Origin of the sequence: Campylobacter pinnipediorum subsp. caledonicus (assembly GCF_002022005.1) — a bacterium.
GTDB lineage: Bacteria > Campylobacterota > Campylobacteria > Campylobacterales > Campylobacteraceae > Campylobacter_A > Campylobacter_A caledonicus.
This window is the reverse complement of the sequence record NZ_CP017258.1, coordinates 670,918-692,878: the sequence shown is the minus strand read 5'-3', so window position 1 is coordinate 692,878 and position 21,961 is coordinate 670,918. Positions and strand designations below refer to the sequence as shown.

Genomic DNA, 21,961 nt, shown 5'->3' with positions numbered 1-21,961 from the left:
CTTAAAAAAATTTAAATACATTCAAAACTAATTTTCACCTCTTTGTTGTTTTATCTCTTCGTAAGCTTCATTAATCTCTTGAAGCTTTTTGGTTGATTTTTCTATAACTTCATCGCTTTCACCCTGCCCCATTAAGATGTCAGGATGATATTTTTTAACAAGCTCTCGGTATCTCTTTTTTATATCCTTAAAATCAGAATCTTTACTAACACCCAAAATTTCATAAGGTAATTTTTTATTTTGAGTATCATTTGAACGAGAGCTATTATTATATCTATTTTGTCTATATCTTTGTTGAGAACGATAAAAAGTATCAAATCTGTATATTATTGTATCTAATAAATCATCATCTATGCCAAATCCATTTGCTATTTCTTTGATAATTTTTTGTTCAGATGGTGCAAAATCACCATCTATGTATGCTAAATTTAAAAAAAATGTTATCCTAGCTATAGCTACTTGCCTATTTAGTCTAAACTCATCTTTATATCTTCTTGCGACATCATAAGCATCACTAATGCATTCTTTTTCTTTATTGAAGATTTTCTTAAACTCATCTCTATCTATACCTGTTTGATAAGACATATCAGTTATGGTTTCACTAATAATCCTAGCTTCAAGCTCATGTACACGACCATCACCTTTTGCAACTTTAGCAAGCAAGGCGATAAGATAATTCGCTTCTTTGAAATTTACCCTTTTATTGTGTGAAAAATTTTGAGTCCCTTTAAATTTATCAAAGACACGATAAAGAACCCAAAAAACAAATATATAAAAGATAAAAGACATCATACTCTAGCCTTTAATCATCTTGTTTTATTATCTTTTCAAACTCACCAAAATAAACATTACTAATTTCGTTTAAATCCTTACAAAAACCATCTAGACAAAACTTATCTCCGCCAACAGCACCTATTTTTTGTATTTTTAGTTTATACTCATCAGCCATTTTAATAAATTTATCTTCATCTAATACACCAACAACAGCCCTTGAAAAACTCTCATCAAAGATAAATCTCTCATCAGAAAAATTGCATTTAGCATCTAATCCTTTTTTGCTTAAACAAGCCATTTTTGCTAATGTGATAGCTATACCACCGGTTCCTATTGAATTTGCAAAATCCAAAATTCCTTTTTTATTTGCATTTATAACCAATTCCCAGATAGCTCTTTCTTTTTTATAATCAATCTCTTTTAATTCACCACCAACTACATTAAATAGTGATTTCATATATAAGCTAGCACTAAACTCGCCGGTAGTATCTCCAATAATATAAACACTAACGCCATCTTTGTTAAAAACACTAGGAAGGTTTTTTGTCATATCATCATTTACACCAACACTAACGATACCAGGAGTAGGATAAACACTTACACCATCGGTTTCATTATAAAGGCTAACATTTCCACTTACAACAGGAGTTTGAAGCTCTTTGCAAGCCTCTTTTATGCCATCACAACCCTCGGCAAATTGCCACATAACCTCTGGATTTTCTGGATTACCATAATTTAAACAATCAGTTATAGCAAGTGGCATAGCACCACTCATCGCTATTTTTCTACCGCTACTTGCGACAGCCATAGCAGCACCTATTTTTGGATTTACGTAATTATGCCTTGGAGAACATTCAGCAGCCATTGCTATAGCTCTTTTTGTTTGTTTAACCCTTATAGTACTTGCACCTAAAAATCCGGGTTGTTTTATTGTATTTGTTTGTATATTGGCATCATATTGATCGTAAACAAAAGATTTATTTACAACATGAACATCTTTTAGTAACTTATCAAAGGCTATTTCATTTGAAACTTTTTCAAAATTTTCTAATTTTATATCTTTTATCTCATCTATATAATTTGGTTTTTTAGTAGGTCTATCTAGTACAGGTGCACTATTTGAAAGTGGCTCTATTGGTATTTCTCCAACTAATTCATTATGCCAAAATAGTTCCATTTTTCCGGTATCTGTAACCTCTCCTATAACCTCAGCATCCAAATCCCACTTATTAAATATCTCTTTTATCTTATCCTCATAACCTTTTTTTGCACAAATAAGCATTCTTTCTTGAGATTCACTAAGCATAAGTTCATAAGGAGTCATTTTATCTTCGCGCATAGGCACCAAATCAAGATGCATTTTCATACCACTGCCACTATTACCAGCCATTTCAAAACTAGAACTAGTAAGTCCAGCAGCACCCATATCCTGAATTCCAACTATATAATCATGCTTAAAAAGCTCCAAACAAGCCTCAAGTAATAATTTTTCAGCAAATGGATCACCAACTTGAACAGTAGGGCGAAGGCTTTTATTTTCATCTGTAAAGCTATCGCTTGCCATAACAGCACCACCAAGACCATCTCTACCAGTTTTTGAACCGACATACATAACTGAGTTTCCCGCACCCTCGGCTTTAGCGTAAAATATCTCATCATTTTTACAAACACCAAGTGCAAATGCATTTACTAAAATATTGCCGTTAAAACTCTCATCAAAACTGATCTCTCCACCAACAGTTGGTATACCCATACAGTTACCATAGTGTCCTATACCAGAAACACAACCTTTTAGTAAATATCTATGATGCCTAGCAACACTATCATTTCCTGTTATATTACCAAAACGAAGAGAGTTCATATTTGCAACAACTCTAGCCCCCATAGTAAACACATCTCTTAAAATTCCACCAACTCCGGTAGCAGCACCTTGATATGGCTCTATAAAACTTGGGTGATTATGACTTTCCATCTTAAAAATAGCAGCGTAACCATCTCCTATATCTATAACACCAGCATTTTCGCCTGGTCCTTGTATAACCCAAGGTGCTTTGGTTGGGAAACCATTTAGATATTTTTTACTAGATTTATAAGAACAGTGTTCGCTCCACATAGCAGAAAAAACGCCAAGTTCTAATAAATTAGGTTCTCTTCCTAAAATTTTAAGAATATTTTCATACTCCAAATCACTTATTTTATGTGCTTTAACGGTGGCTTTATCCATACTTTTTGCCTTATATAAATTTTTGAAAGGATAATAACAAAAAAAGGTTAAAAAGCCAATAAATAATAATTTAAAAGCTAAATAAATTTTAAGTGAAAAAAATAATAAAAAACAAGTTTGAGAGAATATAACAAAAACGTAGAGATATTTTAAATTACCTCTACGAAATTTCAAAAAATTAATGTTCTTCTATAATAACAGCACCAGCAAGATAAACAAGAGTAAGCATCATAAATATAAAAGCTTGCAAAACAGCCATAAGTGTAAGCAATGCATAAGCTGGTAATGGTGCAAAGAATGGAGCAAGTGTAAGCATAACAAGCAAAAACAAATCATCACCCTTTATATTTCCAAATAGACGAAAAGATAAAGATATAATCCTAGATATATGAGATATTATCTCTATAGGAAACATTAACGGAGCTAAAATTTTGCTAGGGCCCATAAAGTGTTTAAAGTATTTAAAAAATCCATTTTCTCTTATGCCTTCAAAGTGATAATAAAAAAATACAATTAGAGCTAATGTAAGAGTTAAATTTAGGCTGGATGTAGGAGATTCAAACCCTGGTATGATACCTATAGCATTTCCAAAAAACACAACCAATCCTATAGTTGCTACTAAAGGTAAATATTTTCTAGCTAATTTTTCACTTCCTAGAGTATTTTGACTCATGGACATAACACCTTCAAGATAAGCTTCTACTATATTTTGAACACCTCTTGGGACAAGTTGCATCTTAGAAGAAGACATTTTAGCAACAAGAACGATTAAAACCACTACAAGCAAAAAATGAAATACATAGACAAAAGAATGGCTATGATAAATCAAATCCGAAAATAAAAATAAGTCCTTCATTTAAAACCCTTGCTTTAATTTTTTTATATATTTTAACTTAATTTAAATTAATTCTCTTTTAAGTTAATATATTTTATACAATCACACTTTAAAATACAAATATATTTATTTTTTATAATTTATGACCTTATTTAATAAAACTTTATCATTAATAATCAAATCCTCTTTTTCCCTATCAAGCCTAACTGACATAGTCATGCTATCATCATTTTGTTTTAAGATACCACCGGATATCAACATAGGCTCAAAAATACCAAGTTCTGGAAGTTGTGATAAAAAATCAGAAAAGGTCGGAGTAAATTTTATATCTGCGTTCAAATTAAGAGAATTTAATATATTCTTATTATCCAATCCATAATTAAAATTATTTTTCTTCTTAAATCCATTAAATTCTAAATTTAAATCAGCGTGTATTTTATTTTTTTCTCCATTTTTTGCCTTAAAGTTAAGATGATATTTTGGATTGTTTTCTAAAATATCAGCTACTAAATCTAATTTATTTACCAAACCTGTATCATATTTTTTTGTATCATATTTTGAGATGATTTCTAAAATTTTATTCAATGCTGTAGAGTTTATATGATTTATATTGTTATTAATAGATATACTATTAAAATAAAAATCATTAACTGCTATTTTATCAATTTTTAGCATATCATCACTAGAAAATAGTTTATTGTCATCTATTTTTACTTGTGACTTATATGTAGTTTTTCCAATTTTTATATAGTTTTGCATATACCCAAAATCCAAACTATTTTGTGAAATATTAGTTTTAACTGGATAAATTTTTGTAAAAATATCATAATAAGGAACTGGACTATCATATTTTAAGTCATAAGAAAACTTATCTAATTTTAAATAAATATCGTTTTGTTTAAAATCAAACATTCCGATATTTAATTTTAAATCTTTAATTTCATATTTTTTATTTAGCATTAAATTAACAAATATATCTTTTGTAAAAAACATACCATCATCAAAATTTTTAAAATTAACTTCTGTTTTATAATCACTAAACAGACCAGCTTTTATTAAAACTGTTGCAATTTCTATATTTTTTTCACGTTCTAAAACTATATTGGATTTTAAAATTTTATTATTTGCATTCAATAAAAACATTAAAAAATTTGTATTAATATCAGAACTAATATGAAAAACTATCTTTTCTTTCATAGAATTATCTATAGACAAATCAAAAAAAGATTTTGAATTAAAAAAACTCTTATCGTAAACGATATTTGAAACACTAATATCATCTCTTGAATCTAAATGTTTTAAAAAACTATCAAACTCATCTTTTACAGTATTAGAATAATAATAATTAAATCCCAGTAAAGCTAGAAAAAACACGATAAAAATAAAAATAATTTTTTTCATTTTGACACTTTCTTTGTTTTTTTATCTAAAAATAACCAAATACTACCAAGCAAAACAAATAAAAAAACAGGCATTGACCAACTATAATTACCAAAATAATCTTCTATATTCACTACAAAATCTCCAGCATAATAACTCAAATTTCCAAGCAATAATGCCCAAAAGACAGAAGCTGCGAGATTTAATATAATAAATTTTTTAAATGAGTATTTAGTTAATCCTATTGCTATTGGAATAAGAGTTTTTACACCATATATATATTTTTGAATAAAAATCATCTTATTACCGTGTTTTTTCATTAAGATTTGAGAATAGGCTAATTTTCTTTTCTGATTTTTTAAATAAGGCATTAGCATATCTTTATTATATCTGCCAATATAAAAAAGGATATTATCTCCTATAAAATTAGCAGCACAAGCAACTATTATACTTATATTTAAATCCATTTTACCCATATAGCTTAGCACTCCAGCCGCTATAATAGCAACCATCCCACCGCCTAATGAGTATAAAAATAATAATAAATATCCATATGTAGACAAATTTAAAAGCATATCTTGCATACTATTCACCAAATCCTTTTAAAGCATTTTGTAATTGCAAATAACCATATCCGTTTTTCCTAAAATGTTCATTAGTTAAGCTTATAACAGCACCTCCAAAACTTGCACCGGCAAAAAAACCACTATCGGTGGCATAAGCATATATATCTTTTGAAAACTGAAAATCTTTTATATCTTTATATCCTCCATTTATATCACCAAATGCAAAATTAGCATCAGCACTTATTACTATCTTACTATCTTTTATATCAGATATAATTGAACTATTTAAAACAAAAAGAACAAGAGTGCTATCAGAGTATCCAACTTGCAATCCCAAACTTCCACCATCAATACTAGTGGTTAAAATTTCTTTATTTTTACCTACCGGGTCTAAAACCATAATACCCTTACCTGACATGCCACCAAATAAAAATCCAATTTTTTTAACACTTGGAAATATCAAAATAGCTTTAGAATTTTGTAAAAGATTTTTAAATGGTGCTGATTTGTTTGCTCTATATGTCATTATAAATGAATTAGCACAATCTAGTAAAATTTCCTCAGAAGCAAAACAAGATGTGCTTATTATCATAAAAAAAGAAATTATTTTACAAAATAAAAACTTATTTAGCATAGTTGATAGCTCTTGTCTCTCTTATTACATTTACTTTAATTTCACCAGGATATTGAACTTTATCCTCTATCTCGGATGCTATCTCTTTTGATAACAAAACTGCTTCATCATCATTTACTAGTTTAGCATTTGCTATAACGCGAATTTCACGACCAGCATTGATAGCATAAGCTTGTTTTATGCCATCTTTTGTTTTTGCTATGTTTTCTATCTCTTCCACACGTTTTAAAAAGCTTTCTAAAACTTCTCTTCTAGCACCTGGTCTCGCTGCACTTAAAACATCTGCTGCACAAACAGCCGCACTTTCTATACTTAAAGCTTCTTCGTGTCCGTGATGTGCATAAATAGCATTTATAACAACTGGGTGTTCTTTGTATCTCTTGCAAACATCAGCACCCAAATCAACGTGAGATCCTTCAAAATCATGTGTTAAAGCTTTGCCTATATCGTGAAGTATACCGGCTCTTTTTGCAAGTTTTTCATCGCCACCGATTTCTGCTGCTATAATTCCAGCAAGATGTGCTACTTCAAGACTATGCGCTAACGCATTTTGACCATAACTAGCTCTAAATTTAAGCTTTCCTATAAGCTTAATTATCTCTGGATGAATTTTGTTAAGACCAAGATCCATTGCTATATTTTCACCCTCTTCTTGTATGCTTTGCTCAAATTCCTCAGTTACTTTTTTATACAAATCTTCTATTCTTGCTGGTTGTATTCTTCCATCTTCAACCAATAATTCAATAACCCTAGTAGCAATAGCTCTACGGTAAAGGTTAAAACTACTAAGTATAATAGCATTTGGAGTATCATCTATGATTATATCAACACCTAAAACCATCTCCAGAGTCTTTATATTTCTACCCTCTTTGCCTATTATTCTACCTTTTAACTCATCGTTTTTGATATTGACAACATTAATAAGCCTTTCAGCTGCAAACTCTCCAGCAAAACGCGAAGTAGCTTGTGCTAGTATATAATTTGCTTTTTTCTTAGCCTCTTTTTTAGCTTCTTCTTCATATTTTCTTACTATATGAGCTATTTCTGCTCTACTATTTTCTTCTACTTTTTTTAAGACTATATCTTTGGCTTCATCTTCCGTAAGACCAGCAGCGTGTTCTAAAACCTTTAATGCCTCTGCAACTTTATCTTTATAGGTATTTTTTAAACTAACTCCCTCTTCATAGGTTATCTTAGCTTCATTTTTTTCTCTCTCAACTACCAATTTATCGCTATTTAAAAGCTCTTTTTCATTCGACAAAATTTGCTCTTTTTTACTTAGTTCATCAAATTTTACAGTATAGTCTTTTTGAAGCTTTACTGTTTTTTCATCATATTTTTTTTTAGCTTCAAATTCAGCTTCTTGAACTGAAATTTTTGAATTTTTTAAAATAATTTCAGCTTCATATTCTATAGCTTTTGCTTTTGCTTTTGCTTGTTCTAAAAAAATATTATAATTTGCATCATTTATCTTTTTAGCTACAAGATATCCTGCTCCAGCGCCAATGGCACCAGCCCCCAATCCTACAAAAATCTCTATCATTTTTTCCTCTTTTTATATAATTTTGCCTTGGAGTCATATATATATCGCAAGATATATCATGTTTTTGTGTTATTTCTTTATTATAAAATAGATCTATCATTTGCACAAAAACAATAATTTTTGGACGATGGTTAAGCTCTGAAAAAAATCTATCATAAAAACCCTTACCATGACCTATCCTGCCTAGACTCAAATCAACTCCAACAACTGGCACTATAGCCATATCAAGATAACCTTTAAATATCTGCCTATTAACAGGCTGCCTAACTTTAAATTTATCAATTAAAAATGGCGACCTTGATTTTACCATTTTTAAGCTAAGACCCACCATAAACGGCATAAAAATATTACACTTATTTGACAATTTTCTTCTTAGCTTGTATACATCAACTTCATATTCAAGTGGCATATACATCAAAATATTTTTTGATTTAGTGTGCTTTATAAGACTATAAAGATTATTTAAAACCGAATAATGTTTGCACTTTGCACTAATTTTAACATGTCTTTTTATCTGTTTTAAATTATAAGACCTTATCTCTTCTTTTGTATGTTTAACACTCATTTTAATTACTTTTTGTATAATTATACACATTTTTAAAAAAGGTAATGCATGAAAATTAAAAATTTAATACTATTAATCTCAATTTTTTTATTTGTAAGTTGTGGTCAAAAAGAAGATAAAAAGAAAAATAATGATACAAACAGCACAACAGTTAAAGAGATAAAAATAGAAGAGAAACAAGAGGAAAAACTAGATAATAATATAACATTAACAACTCTTGAAAATAAAACAATACAACTAATGGTAGAAAATGGTAAAATTTCAATAAAAGATAATGAAAAAGCGACATTATTTGTATTTTTTGCTACTTGGTGTCCTCCTTGCAAGGTTGAAATACCACACCTTAATAATTTGAGTGATAAATTTAAAAAAGAACTAAACATAATAGGTGTTTTATTAGAAAACAAACAAGCCGATGAGATGAAAAAATTTGCTGATAGCTATAGAGTAAAATATGATATTGCAATAGGAAGTGAAAATTTTTTACTTGAAAAAGCAATAGGTGGTGTTATAGGTCTTCCGTTTTCTATACTTTATAAACCAAATGGCGAACACGCTATAACATATACTGGTCTTGTTCCTGAAGAGATGTTAGAAACCGATATCTTAAAGGCTATTAAATGATAGATTTTTTAAAAAAGGGTTTTGAAAAAACATTTAAAATTATCAATAAAACAAAAGAAAACAAAAAAATAACCAAAGAATTACTTGAAGAATTACTTTTAGAAGCCGATGTAGCTTATGAGATAATTGAAGAAATTATATATTATTTACCACCACAAGAAGAGGTAAAAAGAGATGATTTGAAGCGTGTTATGAGTAGTTATTTTATATATGAAAAAGATAACTCTATAGCCGATGATAAACCTTTTGTTGATTTGATACTTGGCGTAAATGGTGCTGGAAAAACAACAACTATAGCAAAACTAACAAATTTATATAAAAAAAATAAAAAAAGCGTGATACTTGGAGCTTGTGATACTTTTAGAGCCGGTGCAATAGAACAAATTAGACAATGGGCAATAAAATTAGATATTCCTATAGTAGCTACTCAACAAGGACACGATCCATCAGCTGTTGCATTTGATACAATAAGTTCAGCAATAGCAAAAAATATAGATAGAGTCGTGTTAGATACCGCTGGAAGACTTCAAAATCAAAAAAACTTAGCAAATGAACTTAGCAAAATAATCAGAATTAGTACAAAAGCTTACGAAAAAGCACCTCATAGAAAAATTTTGATACTAGATGGAACACAAGGAAATGCTGGTGTTGAACAAGCAAAAGCCTTTAATGAGATAGTATCACTAAATGGAGTCATCATAACAAAACTTGATGGAACACCAAAAGGTGGAGCTTTATTTGGAGTAGCAAGAGAACTTGAACTCCCTATTTTATACATAGGTATTGGCGAAGGTGTTGATGATTTGATAAAATTTGATCCAGATGAGTTTTTGGATAAACTTTTAGATGCTATATTTGAATAAAATCTAATTTAAACCATAAAAACAAAAAAAGGATAAGATATTTTAAGTATTTCATCCTTCAATCTACAACACCCAAACAAAAAAAGGTAGATAAAATGGCTAAATCAAAAAGTGTATTTGAGTGTCAAGCTTGTGGAAATCAACAAAGCAAATGGATAGGAAAATGTCCAAATTGCGGAGCTTGGGATAGCTTTGTAGAATTAAGCAAAGAGCAAATCAAAACCACACAAGAACTTTCAAAACTAATCACACAAAACACAAAAGCTGTAAGCATTGACAAGATAGAAATAGAAAGCATAAATAGATTTAGCACTGGTGATTTTGAGCTTGATTTGGTCCTTGGAGGAGGAGTAGTTGAAGGCTCTTTGGTATTAATAGGCGGAAGTCCGGGCATAGGCAAATCAACCTTACTTCTTAAAATAGCCTCAAATCTTTCAAAAGATGGTAAAAAAACACTTTATGTAAGCGGTGAAGAGAGTGCTTCACAAATAAAATTAAGAGCAGATAGACTAAACGCAATAGATAAAAATTTATATCTTTTAACTGAAATTATAGTAGAAAACATAATAGCAGAAGTCAAAAAAAGCGAATATAAAATTCTAATAATAGACTCTATTCAAACACTATATAGCGAAAATATAAACTCGGCACCCGGCTCAATCTCACAAGTTAGAGAGATAACATTTGAGCTTATGAGACTTGCTAAAAATGAAAATATCTCTGTTTTTATCATAGGTCACATAACAAAAGAAGGCTCTATAGCTGGGCCTAGAGTGCTTGAACATATGGTTGATGTAGTGTTGTATTTTGAAGGTGATGCATCAAGAGAGCTAAGAATGCTAAGGGGATTTAAGAATCGCTTTGGTTCAACAAGTGAGGTTGGAATCTTTGAAATGAGTAAAAATGGACTTGTTAGTGCTACAGAAATTTCAAGCAAATTTTTTACAAGAGGAAGTGCGATAAGTGGAAGTGCAATAACCATAATAATGGAAGGTTCGCGTGCTTTAAGTGTTGAAATTCAAGCACTAGTTTGTGAAAGTGCATACCCAAAAAGAAGCTCGACCGGATATGAAAAAAATCGTTTAGATATGCTTTTAGCGCTACTTGAAAGAAAACTTGAAATTCCACTTGGGCACTATGATGTTTTTATAAATGTTTCAGGAGGTGTGAAGATAACAGAAACGGCAGCTGATTTAGCTGTAGTTGCAGCAATAATATCAAGTTTTAGAAATAGACCTATCAGCAAAGAGAGTGTATTTATAGGAGAACTTAGTTTAAACGGCGAAATAAGAGATGTATTTAACATAGACCAACGCCTAAAAGAGGCAAAAACGCAAAAATTTAAAAACGCAATAATACCTACAAAACCACTTGAAACACAAGGGTTAAAATGCTTTTACACAAAAGATATAACAAAGGTACTTGATTGGATGTAGAGTTACTTTTTGCAACTCTACAATCACAAATTAATAAACATCATAAAAAATAATATAAATTAAAATTATCAAACTTAAACATATTAATACTAAAAAATAAAGGTTTAAATATTTTTTAAACTCTTTTCTCTTTGTCTAAAATCAGGCATTATATTTTCAATAAATTTATAAAATTCCATTTTATGATTTGGATATATAAGATGAGTTAATTCATGCAAAACTACATATTCTATAAGCTCTATTTTTTTATGGATGAGTTTTAAATTTAGATTAATATAGCCTTTTTTATGATTACAACTTCCCCACCTTGTATTCATGTTTTTTATACTTACATGATTTATTTTTCTATTTATAAAAGGCATAAATTTATCTATAAAAAAATATGAAATTTCTTGAAATTTTTCTCTTTTAAAATTTTCAAGCATTTTTTTATCTTTTATAAAAATTTCATTATCTTTAAACAAAATCTCTTTTATATTTTGATCTATTTTTATCTTATATATTTCACCAAGATAATAAAACTCATCATCTTTAATTTTTTTTAAAACTACTTTTTTATGTGTATCAATAAGCCATTGTCTATTTTCATTTAAAAATTCCATAGCCCTTTTATTTGTTGTTTTATACGGTAAAGAACAAGTTATTTTTGCATTATTGTCTATTTTTAGTCTAAGATATTTGACATTTGATTTAAATTTTAGCTCTACAACAAAATCACAAAAGTTTACACAAGTCGTTTTGATTGCCATTTTCTACTTCTAAAATGCAATGTATTTACAATACCTCTAAGCCACTCATCAGCCAAAAAGCCAAGCCAAATACCAATTATCCCAAATTTAAGATATATACCTAAAAAATACCCCAGTGGTAAACTAACACACCACATAAATATAAAACCGGTAATAAACGGAAAATTTGCATCGCCTGTAGCACGCAATGCATTTACTATAACTATATTAAATGTCCTGCCGACTTCAAGGACTATGGATAGAAAAAACAAAGGTAACATTATACTTTTAAGCTCATCACTTAACCCAAACTCAAACATAATTTTATCTTTTAAAATAAAAACAATCATAACAGCTATTATCGTAAATAAAATTCCTATTTTTAAAGACCTGAAAGTATGGGTATAAGCCCTATCAAACTCCTTAGATCCAATCAAACGACCAACAATAACCTCATTTGCCATACTTATACTAGCACCACAAAGAAGCAATAAAAGCGTAAGTTGCATAAAAATAGTCTGAACAGAAAGCTCATTAGATCCCATACTAGCGACAAATGAAAAAGCTACCATATACTGACCAAGCCAAAGAAGATGCTCTCCAGCACTAGGAAGCCCTATTTTTAAAATCATCTTTAATTTATCAAATGACAAAACAAACAATCTACTTATATAAATTCTTATCTTTGCTATCTTATATAAAATAAATATAAGCAATAAAACTCCAACAAATCGCCCTATTATAGTAGAAACAGCAACACCATAAAGCCCATAATCAAATCCATCTATCAATCCAAAAAGAACAATAGCATTTCCAATAAGAGTTATTATATTCATAACAAAAGATACAAACATAACCAAAAAAGCACGGTTATAAACTCTTAAAATAGACGCTAATGTCATACCTATACCATCAAAACAAAGAGCTATACCAAGCATATGAAGATAGGTGTGGCTTTCATTTCTTAACTCATCTGGGATATTTAAAATATCTAAAATTTCAAATCCAAAAAAATACACAAAACAGGCAAAAAAGATACCCAAAATTGTATTAAAACTTATGGTTGTATGTATTATTTCTCTTGCTAATTTTAATTTTTTTGCTCCTATTGCTTGTGCTACAACTATAGAACACCCAACACTTAAAAAGCTAAAAATAGCCATAAAAAAATCCATGACTTGATTTCCAGCACCCATAGAACCAACAAGACCTATACTAACCTTAGAAACCATATAGGTATTGATAACAAGAGTTATAAAATGCAAAAATATATCAAAAAATATAGGTATTGCTAGTTTTTTTAAAGATAATTCCAATTTTAATCCTTAGTTGTAAAATTTTATTTTATCCAAATTATTATATAAATAATATCAAAAGCATAACAAAATAATTAAGAAGCATTAAAGTTTTAAAAAGTATAATCAGATACATTAATAACTTAAAAGGATTGATGTGCAAAAGGTTGGTTTTACATCTCGTTGGGCTTTTATTATAGCTTGTGTTGGCTCTGCTGTCGGCATGGCAAATGTTTGGGGTTTTTCTTATAAAGTAGGCACAAACGGAGGTGGAGTATTTTTCCTTATATATCTATTGTTTGTACTTATTTTTTCATATGTTGGATTATCAGCCGAATATGCAATAGGAAGAAGAGCAAAAACAGGAACACTAGGTTCATATGAATATGCTTGGAATTCAAGAGGATTTAAAAAAATAGGAAAAATAATAGGCTGGTTGCCACTGACTGGTTCTATGTGTATAGCAATAGGATATGCTGTTATAATAGCCTATGTTTTAAAGGCATTATATCAATCAATAGATGGCTCGCTTATGAGTGTTGATATAAATACTTGGTTTGAGTCGTTTGCACTAACAAAATATTCTGTAGTTCCTTTTCACTTTATAGTGATAGCAGGCACACTTCTTACTCTTTTTTTTGGTGCAAAAAGTATAGAAAAAACAAATAAAATAATGATGCCCCTGTTTTTTATACTCTTTATAATACTAGCTATCAGGGTTTCGTTTTTGGACAATGCTATTGATGGATATAAATTTTTATTTAAAGCTGACTGGCAAAAACTAAAAGAGCCAATGGTATGGGTATCGGCTATGGGTCAAGCATTTTTCTCACTATCGATAACAGGTTCTGGAATGATAGTTTATGGATCATATTTATCAAAAGATGAAGATGTTGTTGATTCGGCTAAAAAAACAGCTATATTTGATACGGTAGCAGCCACTGTTGCGGCTTTAGTTATGATACCAGCTGTTTTTGCATATAGCATGAATCCAGCAGGTGGTCCCGGGCTTTTATTTGTTACACTGCCTAAAATTTTACAAGATATGCCTGGTGGGCAAATATTTGCTATTATTTTATTTACAGCTGTTATTTTTGGAGGGATATCATCTTTACAAAATATGCTAGAAGCGGTTGCTGAGTCTATAATGCACAAATTTCCAAAAATAAAAAGAACTCCTATTTTAATCGCATTGTGTATTATATGCTTTGGTATAGGGGTAACAATGCAAGATATAACAACTTGGGGTCCTTGGATGGATTTTGTATCTATTTATATAATACCTATCGGAGCTGTTATAGGTGCTATATCTTGGTTTTGGATTATCAAAAAAGATGAAATTCTAGAAGAGATAAACACAGGAACAGATAACAAGCAAGGTCTTTTATGGCATAGCATAGGAAGATATTTATATGTTCCTATGGCGCTTATACTATGTATAATAGCACTAAATATGCATATATCATTTTAATAAGTAGGAAATTTTCCTACTTATTTTTTTCTAAATCAGTCGCCATCTTGTGCAACATCAGTCATTCCCATTATATTGTATCCACAATCAACATAGTGAATCTCACCAGTAACACCACTGGCAAGGTCGCTTAAAAGATACATTCCACTTTTACCAACATCATCTATTGTTGTATTGCGTTTTAAAGGAGCATTGGCTTCATTGTATTTTAAAATCATACGAAAGTCACCTATTCCACTTGCGGCAAGTGTTTTGATTGGTCCAGCACTTATTGCATTTACACGTATATTTTTCTTACCCAAATCATGCGCTAGATATTTTACAGAACTTTCAAGAGCTGCTTTTGCAACGCCCATAATGTTATAATGTGGAACAAATCTAACACCACCAAGATAACTAAGGGTAAGAATAGAGCCATTATCATTTAAGATAGGAAGCACTGACTTTGTCAAGCTTAATAAAGAATACACAGATGTATTCATAGTAATTTCAAAAGCCTCTTTTGTAGTATTTATAAAATCATCAGACAAAGCATCTTTTGGCGCATAAGCGACAGCATGAACAACAAAATCAATCTTTCCAAACTCTTTTTCTATCATCGGAGCAAGATTTTTTAAATGCTCATCATTATTTATATCAAGCTCGTATATAAAATTTGATCCAAGCTCACTAGCTATAGGCTCTAATCTCTTTTTTATAGAATCATTTAAAAATGTAAAAGCAAGCTCAGCACCCTGTTCTTTACAAGCTTTAGCTATTCCATAAGCAATTGATTTGTTATTTGCAATACCTACTATAAGACCCTTTTTACCATTCATTATCATATTTATTTCCTTTTTTAGCAAACAGATTTTATTAATTTTATAAAGTTATCAGCATCCCAACTAGCAGTGCCGACAAGAACGCCTTGGCAGTTTTGTATCTTTGAAATTTCTAAGATATTACTTAAATTTACACTTCCACCATACAGCAAATCAGCATTAGTTTTAGTTCTTATAAAATCCAAAATTTCTTCTATCTGCCCTGCGCTAGCGCTCTTACCAGTTCCTATAGCCCATATAGGCTCATAAGCTATTGTTAGTTTTTCATATTCCAAATCAATACTTTCAAGCTGTTTGCTTAAAAATTCTTTTGTCTTTTTGTTTTCAAAAGTATCTAAATTCTCACCAATACAATAAACTATTTCCCAATTTTTTTCTTTTGCAAAATTAAATTTAGATTTTAACAAATCTTCATTTTCACCAAGTTCTCTTCTTTCGCTATGCCCAATAATAACATTTTTTATTTCAAACTCATCAAGCATAAGTGATGTTATCTCACCAGTAAAAGACCCACTCTGAGCTGGATAAAAATTTTGAGCTCCTATTTTTATTTTTTTTGATAAAGAGCAATCAAGTGCAGTAAATGGAGGATATACAACAACCTCTTGAGTTTGTAAATTTTTTTCTATGTTTTTTACATATTCAGAGAAACTTTTTCTTGTGTGATTTGATTTTAAATTTGCAAAAAATTTCATTCATCATCCTTCTTTCTTAAAGGTTTTACGCCAGGAAGCTCTTTTCCTTCTATAAGTTCTAAACTAGCACCACCGCCAGTTGATATAAATGTCATCTCATCAGCATCACCAGCACGCTGAGCAACATCAGCCGTATCTCCACCACCAACAACCGTAGTAGCATGACTTTCAGCTATAGCATGACTCATTTTTATGCTACCTTTACAAAATTTGTCCATCTCAAAAACACCCATAGGTCCATTCCACCATATAGTCTGAGCATCAGCTATTGCGAGTCTAAAAAGCCTTGTGCTAGCAGGTCCTATATCAAGTCCCATCCATCCAGCAGGTATCTCTTGAGCGGTTACAAACTTAATAGCGCTATCAGCAGAAAATGTCTGAGCAGCTACAACATCCACTGGTAAATAAATTTTAACACCAAGAGCTTTTCCTTTTGTCAAGATATTTTTTGCTTCATCTATTAATTCCTCTTCAAGAAGAGAATTTCCTATATCATAACCAAGAGCTTTTAAAAATGTAAATGCCATGCCGCCACCTATTATAAGTTTGTCAACCCTTGGCAATAAATTTGTCAAAGCTTGTAGCTTTCCACTTACCTTGCTACCACCAACAACAGCAACAAATGGTCTTGAAGGCTGTTTTATTAATTTTTGTGCAAATTCAATCTCTTTTTGAAGTAAAAATCCAGCTGCCTTAGTATTTTCATCATAAAATCTAACAATAGCCTCAACTGAACTATGGGCTCTATGACAAACACCAAAAGCATCATTTATATAAACATCAGCAAATTCACTAAGTTGTTTTGCTAAGTTTTCATCGTTTTTGGTTTCGCCTTTTTCAAAACGCAAATTTTCAAGCAATAAAACCTCTCCTGGTTTTAATTTACTGACCTTATCTTTTGCGTCAGAACCAATAACATCATTAGCAAAACCAACATCTGGAAGCAATAACCTAGATAGTCTTTTTACAACAGGTTTCATTGAGTATTTCTCTTCAAAGCCATTTTTTGGACGACCAAGATGAGAAGCTAAAACAACACTACAGCCCTGATCCAAACAATACTTTATAGTAGGTATGGCAGAAACTATTCGTCTATCATCTGTAATATTTCCAAACTCATCCATAGGGACATTAAAATCACATCTTATAAATACTCTCTTGCCACTTATATCTATATCTTTTATAGAAATTATACCATTCAATTGTTATCCTTTGTAAACTTAGCCGCTAAAACACCCATATCTACCAAACGAGCAGAATAGCCCCATTCATTATCATACCAAGCAAGAACTTTTACAGTATCTTCACATATAACTTGTAACATATCAGATATAACTATACTTGAATACTCACAACCTATAAAATCACTAGAAACACGCTTATCTTCATCAACTAAAAGTATGCCTTTAAGTCCGCCCTCACTGGCCTTTAAAAAAGCTTCATTTAGTGCATCTTTGTCTAAATTTTGTTTAAGAGTAGCAACTAAATCAACCATAGAAACATTAGGTGTTGGTACACGAACACTAACGCCGTTTAATTTGCCTTTTAAGTGTGGAAGCACTAGCCCTATAGATTTTGCAGCACCTGTTGTAGTGGGTCCTATATTTACGGCACCAGCTCTACCCCTTCTTATATCTTTTGCTGATTTTGCATCAACTATGCTTTGTCCGTTTGTATAAGCGTGTATTGTAGTCATAAGACCTTTTTCTATACCAAAAGCATCATCTAAAACCTTTGCCACAGGGGCTAGGCAGTTTGTAGTACAACTTGCATTTGAAACAATAGCCTCACCTTTATAAGAGTCTGAGTTTACACCATAAACAAAAGTTGGAGTATCATCTTTAGCAGGTGCTGACATTACAACTTTACCAACCCCGTTTTGTATAAATTTTTCACATTTCTCACTTGTTAAATTTGCACCTGTACATTCAAGTACAACATCTGTACCAAAATCTGAAAAAGCTAGCTCATTTACATCTCTAGTGCTAAAAACTCTAATTTTTTTACCATCAACCTCTATATAATCATCATTTAAAACTCTAACATCATGTTTGAACTCACCGTGAACACTGTCATATTTAAGTAAATACCTAGTCAAATCCCTTGTTGCAGTATCATTTATAGCAACCAACTCAACATCATTTCTTTCCAAAATAATACGAGCAGCACATCTTCCTATGCGCCCAAAACCATTTATAGCCATTTTAATCGACATCTTATTTCCTTTTGATATAATACGTGACAATTTTACAAAAATGTAAATTAAACAAACATATATTAAAGGCAATTAATTTGAATTTGGCACTATTTGGTGGAAGTTTTGACCCTCCTCACCTAGGTCACGATAGCATTGTAAAAATGGCACTAAATGAACTTGACATAGATAAACTAATCATAATGCCGACATTCATAAGTCCATTTAAAGCAAATTTTTCAGCACCGCCAGATGTTAGACTAAAATGGATAAAATCCATCTGGGGAAGTCTTGAAAACGTTGAAATTTCAGACTTTGAGATAGAACAAAAAAGACCAGTTCCCACGATACAAACAGCTATTTATCTAAAAGAAAAATACAACCCTGAAAATTTTTATCTATTGCTTGGGGCTGATCATATAAGAAATTTAAGCACATGGCACAACTATAATGAGCTTAAAAATATAGTTAAATTTATAGTTGCAAAAAGAGATGAAATAGAAATACCAAAAAATCTTCAAAAGATAAACACAGATGTTCACATAAGCTCATCTGAGATAAGAGAAGGTATTGGCTATGAATTACTTAATGATAACATAAAAGAAGATATAATTAAATTTTACAAAGGAAAATAATGCAAGATATATCAACAAGAGTTGAAAAAATAGTATCCATACTTGATGAGAAAAAAGCTGAAAACATACAAGCTTTTGATATGAGAGATGATGAGTATTTTGTTAAATTTGTAGTACTAGCCACTACTCTTGGACAAAGACACTCAATGTCATTAAATGATGAATTAAAAGAAAAACTAAAACCTGATGGGGAAGAATTTTTAAACATAGAAAGCTCTGATGATTGGGTTGTTATAGACCTTGGAGATATTTTAATCCATCTTTTCACACCAGAATACAGGGCGAAATACAATATAGAAGAGCTACTTAGCAAACTAAAAAAAGATACTCAAAACTAAATAACAAAAAAGATTGATATCTTAAAGAATATCAATCTTAAATTTGATAATTAGCTTTTATAAAAATCTTATTTGTCTATCAAATTGTTTTTTATTAAATACTCTCTAGCGACATCTTTAGCAAGACGACCTTTTACTCTAACATCATAGTTCATATCACTCATATCTTTTGTGCTAATATGACCGGCTAAAAGCTCAAGCATTGATTTTAGCTTCGGATATTTTTTAAGTGTATCTTCTTTGATAAGTGGCGCCCCCTGATACGGTGGAAATATCTTTTTATCATCATTTAATACAACTAAGTCATATTGCCTTAACTCGCTATCGGTTGAATAAGCATCAATGATTTGAACCTCATCGTTTTCAATAGCCTTATATCTTAATGCAGGCTCCACCGTTTTTACTTTTAGATTCAGACCATACTCTGTTTTTAAGCCCAAATTACCATCTTTTCTGTCGTTAAATTCCAAAGTAAATCCAGCAATAAATTTATCACTAACTCTTTTTAGGTCTGATATATTTTTAAGCTTATACTCTTTAGATAAACTAGACTTAACAGCAACAGCATATGTATTTTGAAATTCCATAGGCTTTAAAAATGCCAAATCATCTTGAGCTTTTACGCCATCTCTTGCCATCTCATAAACTTCTTGTGAATCATTTGATAAGGTCAATGGTTGTTTTTTAAGCAAACTTTTAACAACAGTTCCGCTAAACTCTGGATATATATCAATGTCTCCTGATTTTAAGGCTTCATATAAAAAACTAGTTTTTCCAAAATTTGGCTTTAATTCAACCTTGATATCGCTATTGTTGGTTATGATTTCTTTATACATATTGATCAATATCTCAGGTTCTACACCTAATTTTCCAGCAATAATTATTTTGTTATTTTGATTTTCCATGCTAGGCAAAAAAGATAATCCAAGAGAAAGAACCATTGTAAACAAAGCAAATGCGACAAGTTTTATATTTTGCTTTCTTAAAAAACGAATACCTATACTAAACAAAATCGCTAAAAGTGCCGATGAAATAGCTCCAATTAAAATCAAAGATGTATTATTTCTATCTATACCAAGCAATACAAAACGCCCAAGTCCACCAGCCCCTATCAAAGCAGCCAAAGTGGCTGTACCTATTATCATAACAGCAGCTGTTTGGATACCAGAAATAATAACCGGCATAGCAATAGCAAGTTCAAATTTTTTAAGTTTTTCCCATTTTGTCATTCCAAACGCTTCCGCCGCTTCTTTCAAAGATGGATTTATCTCATTAAGTCCGGTAATAGTATTTTGAACTATAGGAAAAATAGAATAAACCACGAGAGCTATAACCGCAGGAACAGCACCTATCCCAAAAAGAGGTATAAAAAGGCCAAGAAGCGCCAAAGATGGTATGGTCTGAAAAATACCTGTAACTTGCAACACAATTTCTGTTATTTTTTTATTACTAGAAATAACAATAGCCAAAGGAACAGCAATAGCAATAGCAATCAAAAGCGATGATAATGAAATTTGAAGGTGCTCTAAAACAGCATCAAAAAGCTCAAATTTACGTTCATTAAAAGTAATTATTAAATCATTCATTTATTGTATTACCTGCTTGAAAAAATTTAGCAACAAATTCATTTGCCGGATTATCTTTTATGTTTTTTGGCGAATCAATTTGCATTATCTCCCCTTTTCTCATTATACAAATTCTCTCGGCAACATACTCAGCTTCTTGCATATCATGTGTAACAAATACTATTGTCATGCCTAAATCTTTATGCAGTTCTTTAATCAAATCTTGAAGTTGTTGTCTCGAAATTGGGTCTAAAGCACTAAATGGCTCATCCATAAGAATAACTTGAGGACGAGTTATAATCGCCCTTAAAATTCCTATCCTTTGTTGTTCGCCACCAGAAAGCTCTCTTGGATAACGATGTAGATATTTTTCTGGAGGCATTTTTACTTTTTTAAGCAACTCTATGGTTTTTTGTATACGCTCTTTTTTAGACCACTTTTTCATCTCTGGAATAAGAGATATATTTTCAAGAACAGTTAAATTTGGAAAAAGTGCAATTTGTTGCAAAACATATCCAGTATCTAACCTAAGCTCTCTTAGGTCATAGTCTTTTATGTCTTTTCCATTGATTTTTACAACCCCTGAAGTTGGTTCTATAAGGCGATTTAGCATTTTAAGAGTCGTTGTTTTTCCGCTACCGCTTGGACCAACCAAAACAAAAAACTCACCTTTTTTAATATTTAAAGTCTGATCTTTTATAACATAATTATCGTTATAAATCTTGGTTACTTTTTCCATACTAATCATAAAAATTCACTCATCATTATAATAATT

Annotated in this window: 22 protein-coding genes; 6 read left to right on the top strand and 16 right to left on the bottom strand. The window is 30.6% G+C overall.

Annotation, left to right across the window (positions count from 1 at the left end):
- Positions 1-27: 27 nt before the first annotated feature.
- The 8 genes from CPIN18021_RS03570 to CPIN18021_RS03535 all read right to left on the bottom strand — a co-directional run bounded on the left by CPIN18021_RS03570 (position 28) and on the right by CPIN18021_RS03535 (position 8,521).
- Positions 28-792: a DnaJ domain-containing protein gene (locus CPIN18021_RS03570; RefSeq protein ID WP_226995936.1), complete on the bottom strand. Its 765-nt coding sequence runs from the start codon at positions 790-792 to the stop codon at positions 28-30.
- 10 nt (positions 793-802) lie between these two features.
- Complete coding sequence (gene purL / locus CPIN18021_RS03565) at positions 803-2,998, bottom strand: phosphoribosylformylglycinamidine synthase subunit PurL (RefSeq protein WP_078424414.1); 2,196 nt, start codon at positions 2,996-2,998, stop codon at positions 803-805.
- 178 nt (positions 2,999-3,176) lie between these two features.
- Positions 3,177-3,854 (bottom strand): F0F1 ATP synthase subunit A, encoded by a 678-nt coding sequence (locus CPIN18021_RS03560; RefSeq protein ID WP_078423174.1) that lies wholly within the window; start codon positions 3,852-3,854, stop codon positions 3,177-3,179.
- Between the two features lie 105 nt (positions 3,855-3,959).
- The gene (locus CPIN18021_RS03555; protein ID WP_078423173.1) at positions 3,960-5,234 is read right to left on the bottom strand and encodes a YdgA family protein; all 1,275 of its coding nucleotides are present in this window, start codon (positions 5,232-5,234) and stop codon (positions 3,960-3,962) included.
- Positions 5,231-5,797: a DedA family protein gene (locus tag CPIN18021_RS03550; protein WP_078424035.1), complete on the bottom strand. Its 567-nt coding sequence runs from the start codon at positions 5,795-5,797 to the stop codon at positions 5,231-5,233. The genes CPIN18021_RS03555 and CPIN18021_RS03550 overlap by 4 nt, the downstream gene beginning before the upstream one ends.
- A 1-nt stretch (position 5,798) precedes the next feature.
- Complete coding sequence (locus tag CPIN18021_RS03545; protein WP_078424034.1) at positions 5,799-6,371, bottom strand: lipid-binding SYLF domain-containing protein; 573 nt, start codon at positions 6,369-6,371, stop codon at positions 5,799-5,801.
- Between the two features lie 31 nt (positions 6,372-6,402).
- Positions 6,403-7,956 (bottom strand): ribonuclease Y, encoded by a 1,554-nt coding sequence (rny, locus tag CPIN18021_RS03540; RefSeq protein ID WP_078423172.1) that lies wholly within the window; start codon positions 7,954-7,956, stop codon positions 6,403-6,405.
- A complete protein-coding gene (locus CPIN18021_RS03535; protein WP_078423171.1) occupies positions 7,889-8,521 on the bottom strand; it encodes a 5-formyltetrahydrofolate cyclo-ligase in 633 nt (210 codons plus the stop codon). Before CPIN18021_RS03535 ends, rny begins: the two co-directional genes overlap by 68 nt.
- Before the next feature lie 48 nt (positions 8,522-8,569).
- On the opposite strand from CPIN18021_RS03535, the gene CPIN18021_RS03530 reads away from it, so the two are divergent.
- From CPIN18021_RS03530 to radA, 3 genes are all read left to right on the top strand, one after another.
- The gene (locus tag CPIN18021_RS03530; RefSeq protein ID WP_078424413.1) at positions 8,570-9,145 is read left to right on the top strand and encodes a TlpA family protein disulfide reductase; all 576 of its coding nucleotides are present in this window, start codon (positions 8,570-8,572) and stop codon (positions 9,143-9,145) included.
- Entirely contained in the window at positions 9,142-10,008 is an 867-nt protein-coding gene (gene ftsY, locus CPIN18021_RS03525) for a signal recognition particle-docking protein FtsY (protein ID WP_078423169.1), read from the top strand. The genes CPIN18021_RS03530 and ftsY overlap by 4 nt, the downstream gene beginning before the upstream one ends.
- Before the next feature lie 95 nt (positions 10,009-10,103).
- Entirely contained in the window at positions 10,104-11,444 is a 1,341-nt protein-coding gene (gene radA, locus CPIN18021_RS03520) for a DNA repair protein RadA (RefSeq protein ID WP_078424412.1), read from the top strand.
- 104 nt (positions 11,445-11,548) lie between these two features.
- Here the strand turns inward: radA and CPIN18021_RS03515 are convergent, their stop codons facing one another.
- Complete coding sequence (locus CPIN18021_RS03515) at positions 11,549-12,193, bottom strand: M48 family metallopeptidase (protein ID WP_078424411.1); 645 nt, start codon at positions 12,191-12,193, stop codon at positions 11,549-11,551.
- Entirely contained in the window at positions 12,169-13,488 is a 1,320-nt protein-coding gene (locus tag CPIN18021_RS03510) for an MATE family efflux transporter (protein WP_078424410.1), read from the bottom strand. Before CPIN18021_RS03510 ends, CPIN18021_RS03515 begins: the two co-directional genes overlap by 25 nt.
- 136 nt (positions 13,489-13,624) lie before the next feature.
- On the opposite strand from CPIN18021_RS03510, the gene CPIN18021_RS03505 reads away from it, so the two are divergent.
- Entirely contained in the window at positions 13,625-14,938 is a 1,314-nt protein-coding gene (locus CPIN18021_RS03505; protein WP_078423165.1) for a sodium-dependent transporter, read from the top strand.
- Between the two features lie 35 nt (positions 14,939-14,973).
- Here the strand turns inward: CPIN18021_RS03505 and fabI are convergent, their stop codons facing one another.
- Genes fabI through gap form a run of 4 tightly spaced genes read right to left on the bottom strand, consistent with a single transcriptional unit; the run spans position 14,974 to position 18,669 of the window.
- Positions 14,974-15,762: an enoyl-ACP reductase FabI gene (gene fabI / locus CPIN18021_RS03500; RefSeq protein WP_078423164.1), complete on the bottom strand. Its 789-nt coding sequence runs from the start codon at positions 15,760-15,762 to the stop codon at positions 14,974-14,976.
- A gap of 14 nt (positions 15,763-15,776) precedes the next feature.
- The gene (locus tag CPIN18021_RS03495) at positions 15,777-16,454 is read right to left on the bottom strand and encodes a triose-phosphate isomerase (protein ID WP_078424409.1); all 678 of its coding nucleotides are present in this window, start codon (positions 16,452-16,454) and stop codon (positions 15,777-15,779) included.
- Positions 16,451-17,656 carry a phosphoglycerate kinase gene (locus CPIN18021_RS03490; RefSeq protein ID WP_078424408.1) on the bottom strand — a complete coding sequence of 402 codons (1,206 nt, stop codon included), beginning with the start codon at positions 17,654-17,656 and terminating at the stop codon, positions 16,451-16,453. Before CPIN18021_RS03490 ends, CPIN18021_RS03495 begins: the two co-directional genes overlap by 4 nt.
- Positions 17,653-18,669 (bottom strand): type I glyceraldehyde-3-phosphate dehydrogenase, encoded by a 1,017-nt coding sequence (gene gap / locus CPIN18021_RS03485; RefSeq protein ID WP_078424407.1) that lies wholly within the window; start codon positions 18,667-18,669, stop codon positions 17,653-17,655. The genes CPIN18021_RS03490 and gap overlap by 4 nt, the downstream gene beginning before the upstream one ends.
- Positions 18,670-18,746: 77 nt before the next feature.
- On the opposite strand from gap, the gene nadD reads away from it, so the two are divergent.
- Together nadD and rsfS are read left to right on the top strand one after the other, a co-directional pair.
- Positions 18,747-19,283, top strand: coding sequence for a nicotinate (nicotinamide) nucleotide adenylyltransferase (nadD, locus tag CPIN18021_RS03480; protein WP_078424406.1), 537 nt, complete (start codon positions 18,747-18,749; stop codon positions 19,281-19,283).
- Positions 19,283-19,621, top strand: coding sequence for a ribosome silencing factor (gene rsfS / locus CPIN18021_RS03475; protein ID WP_069632397.1), 339 nt, complete (start codon positions 19,283-19,285; stop codon positions 19,619-19,621). The genes nadD and rsfS overlap by 1 nt, the downstream gene beginning before the upstream one ends.
- 68 nt (positions 19,622-19,689) lie before the next feature.
- Here rsfS and CPIN18021_RS03470 read toward each other — a convergent pair whose 3' ends face one another.
- Both CPIN18021_RS03470 and CPIN18021_RS03465 read right to left on the bottom strand, forming a co-directional pair.
- Entirely contained in the window at positions 19,690-21,207 is a 1,518-nt protein-coding gene (locus CPIN18021_RS03470) for an ABC transporter permease/substrate-binding protein (RefSeq protein ID WP_078423159.1), read from the bottom strand.
- The gene (locus CPIN18021_RS03465; protein WP_078423158.1) at positions 21,200-21,934 is read right to left on the bottom strand and encodes an ABC transporter ATP-binding protein; all 735 of its coding nucleotides are present in this window, start codon (positions 21,932-21,934) and stop codon (positions 21,200-21,202) included. Before CPIN18021_RS03465 ends, CPIN18021_RS03470 begins: the two co-directional genes overlap by 8 nt.
- Positions 21,935-21,961: the final 27 nt, after the last annotated feature.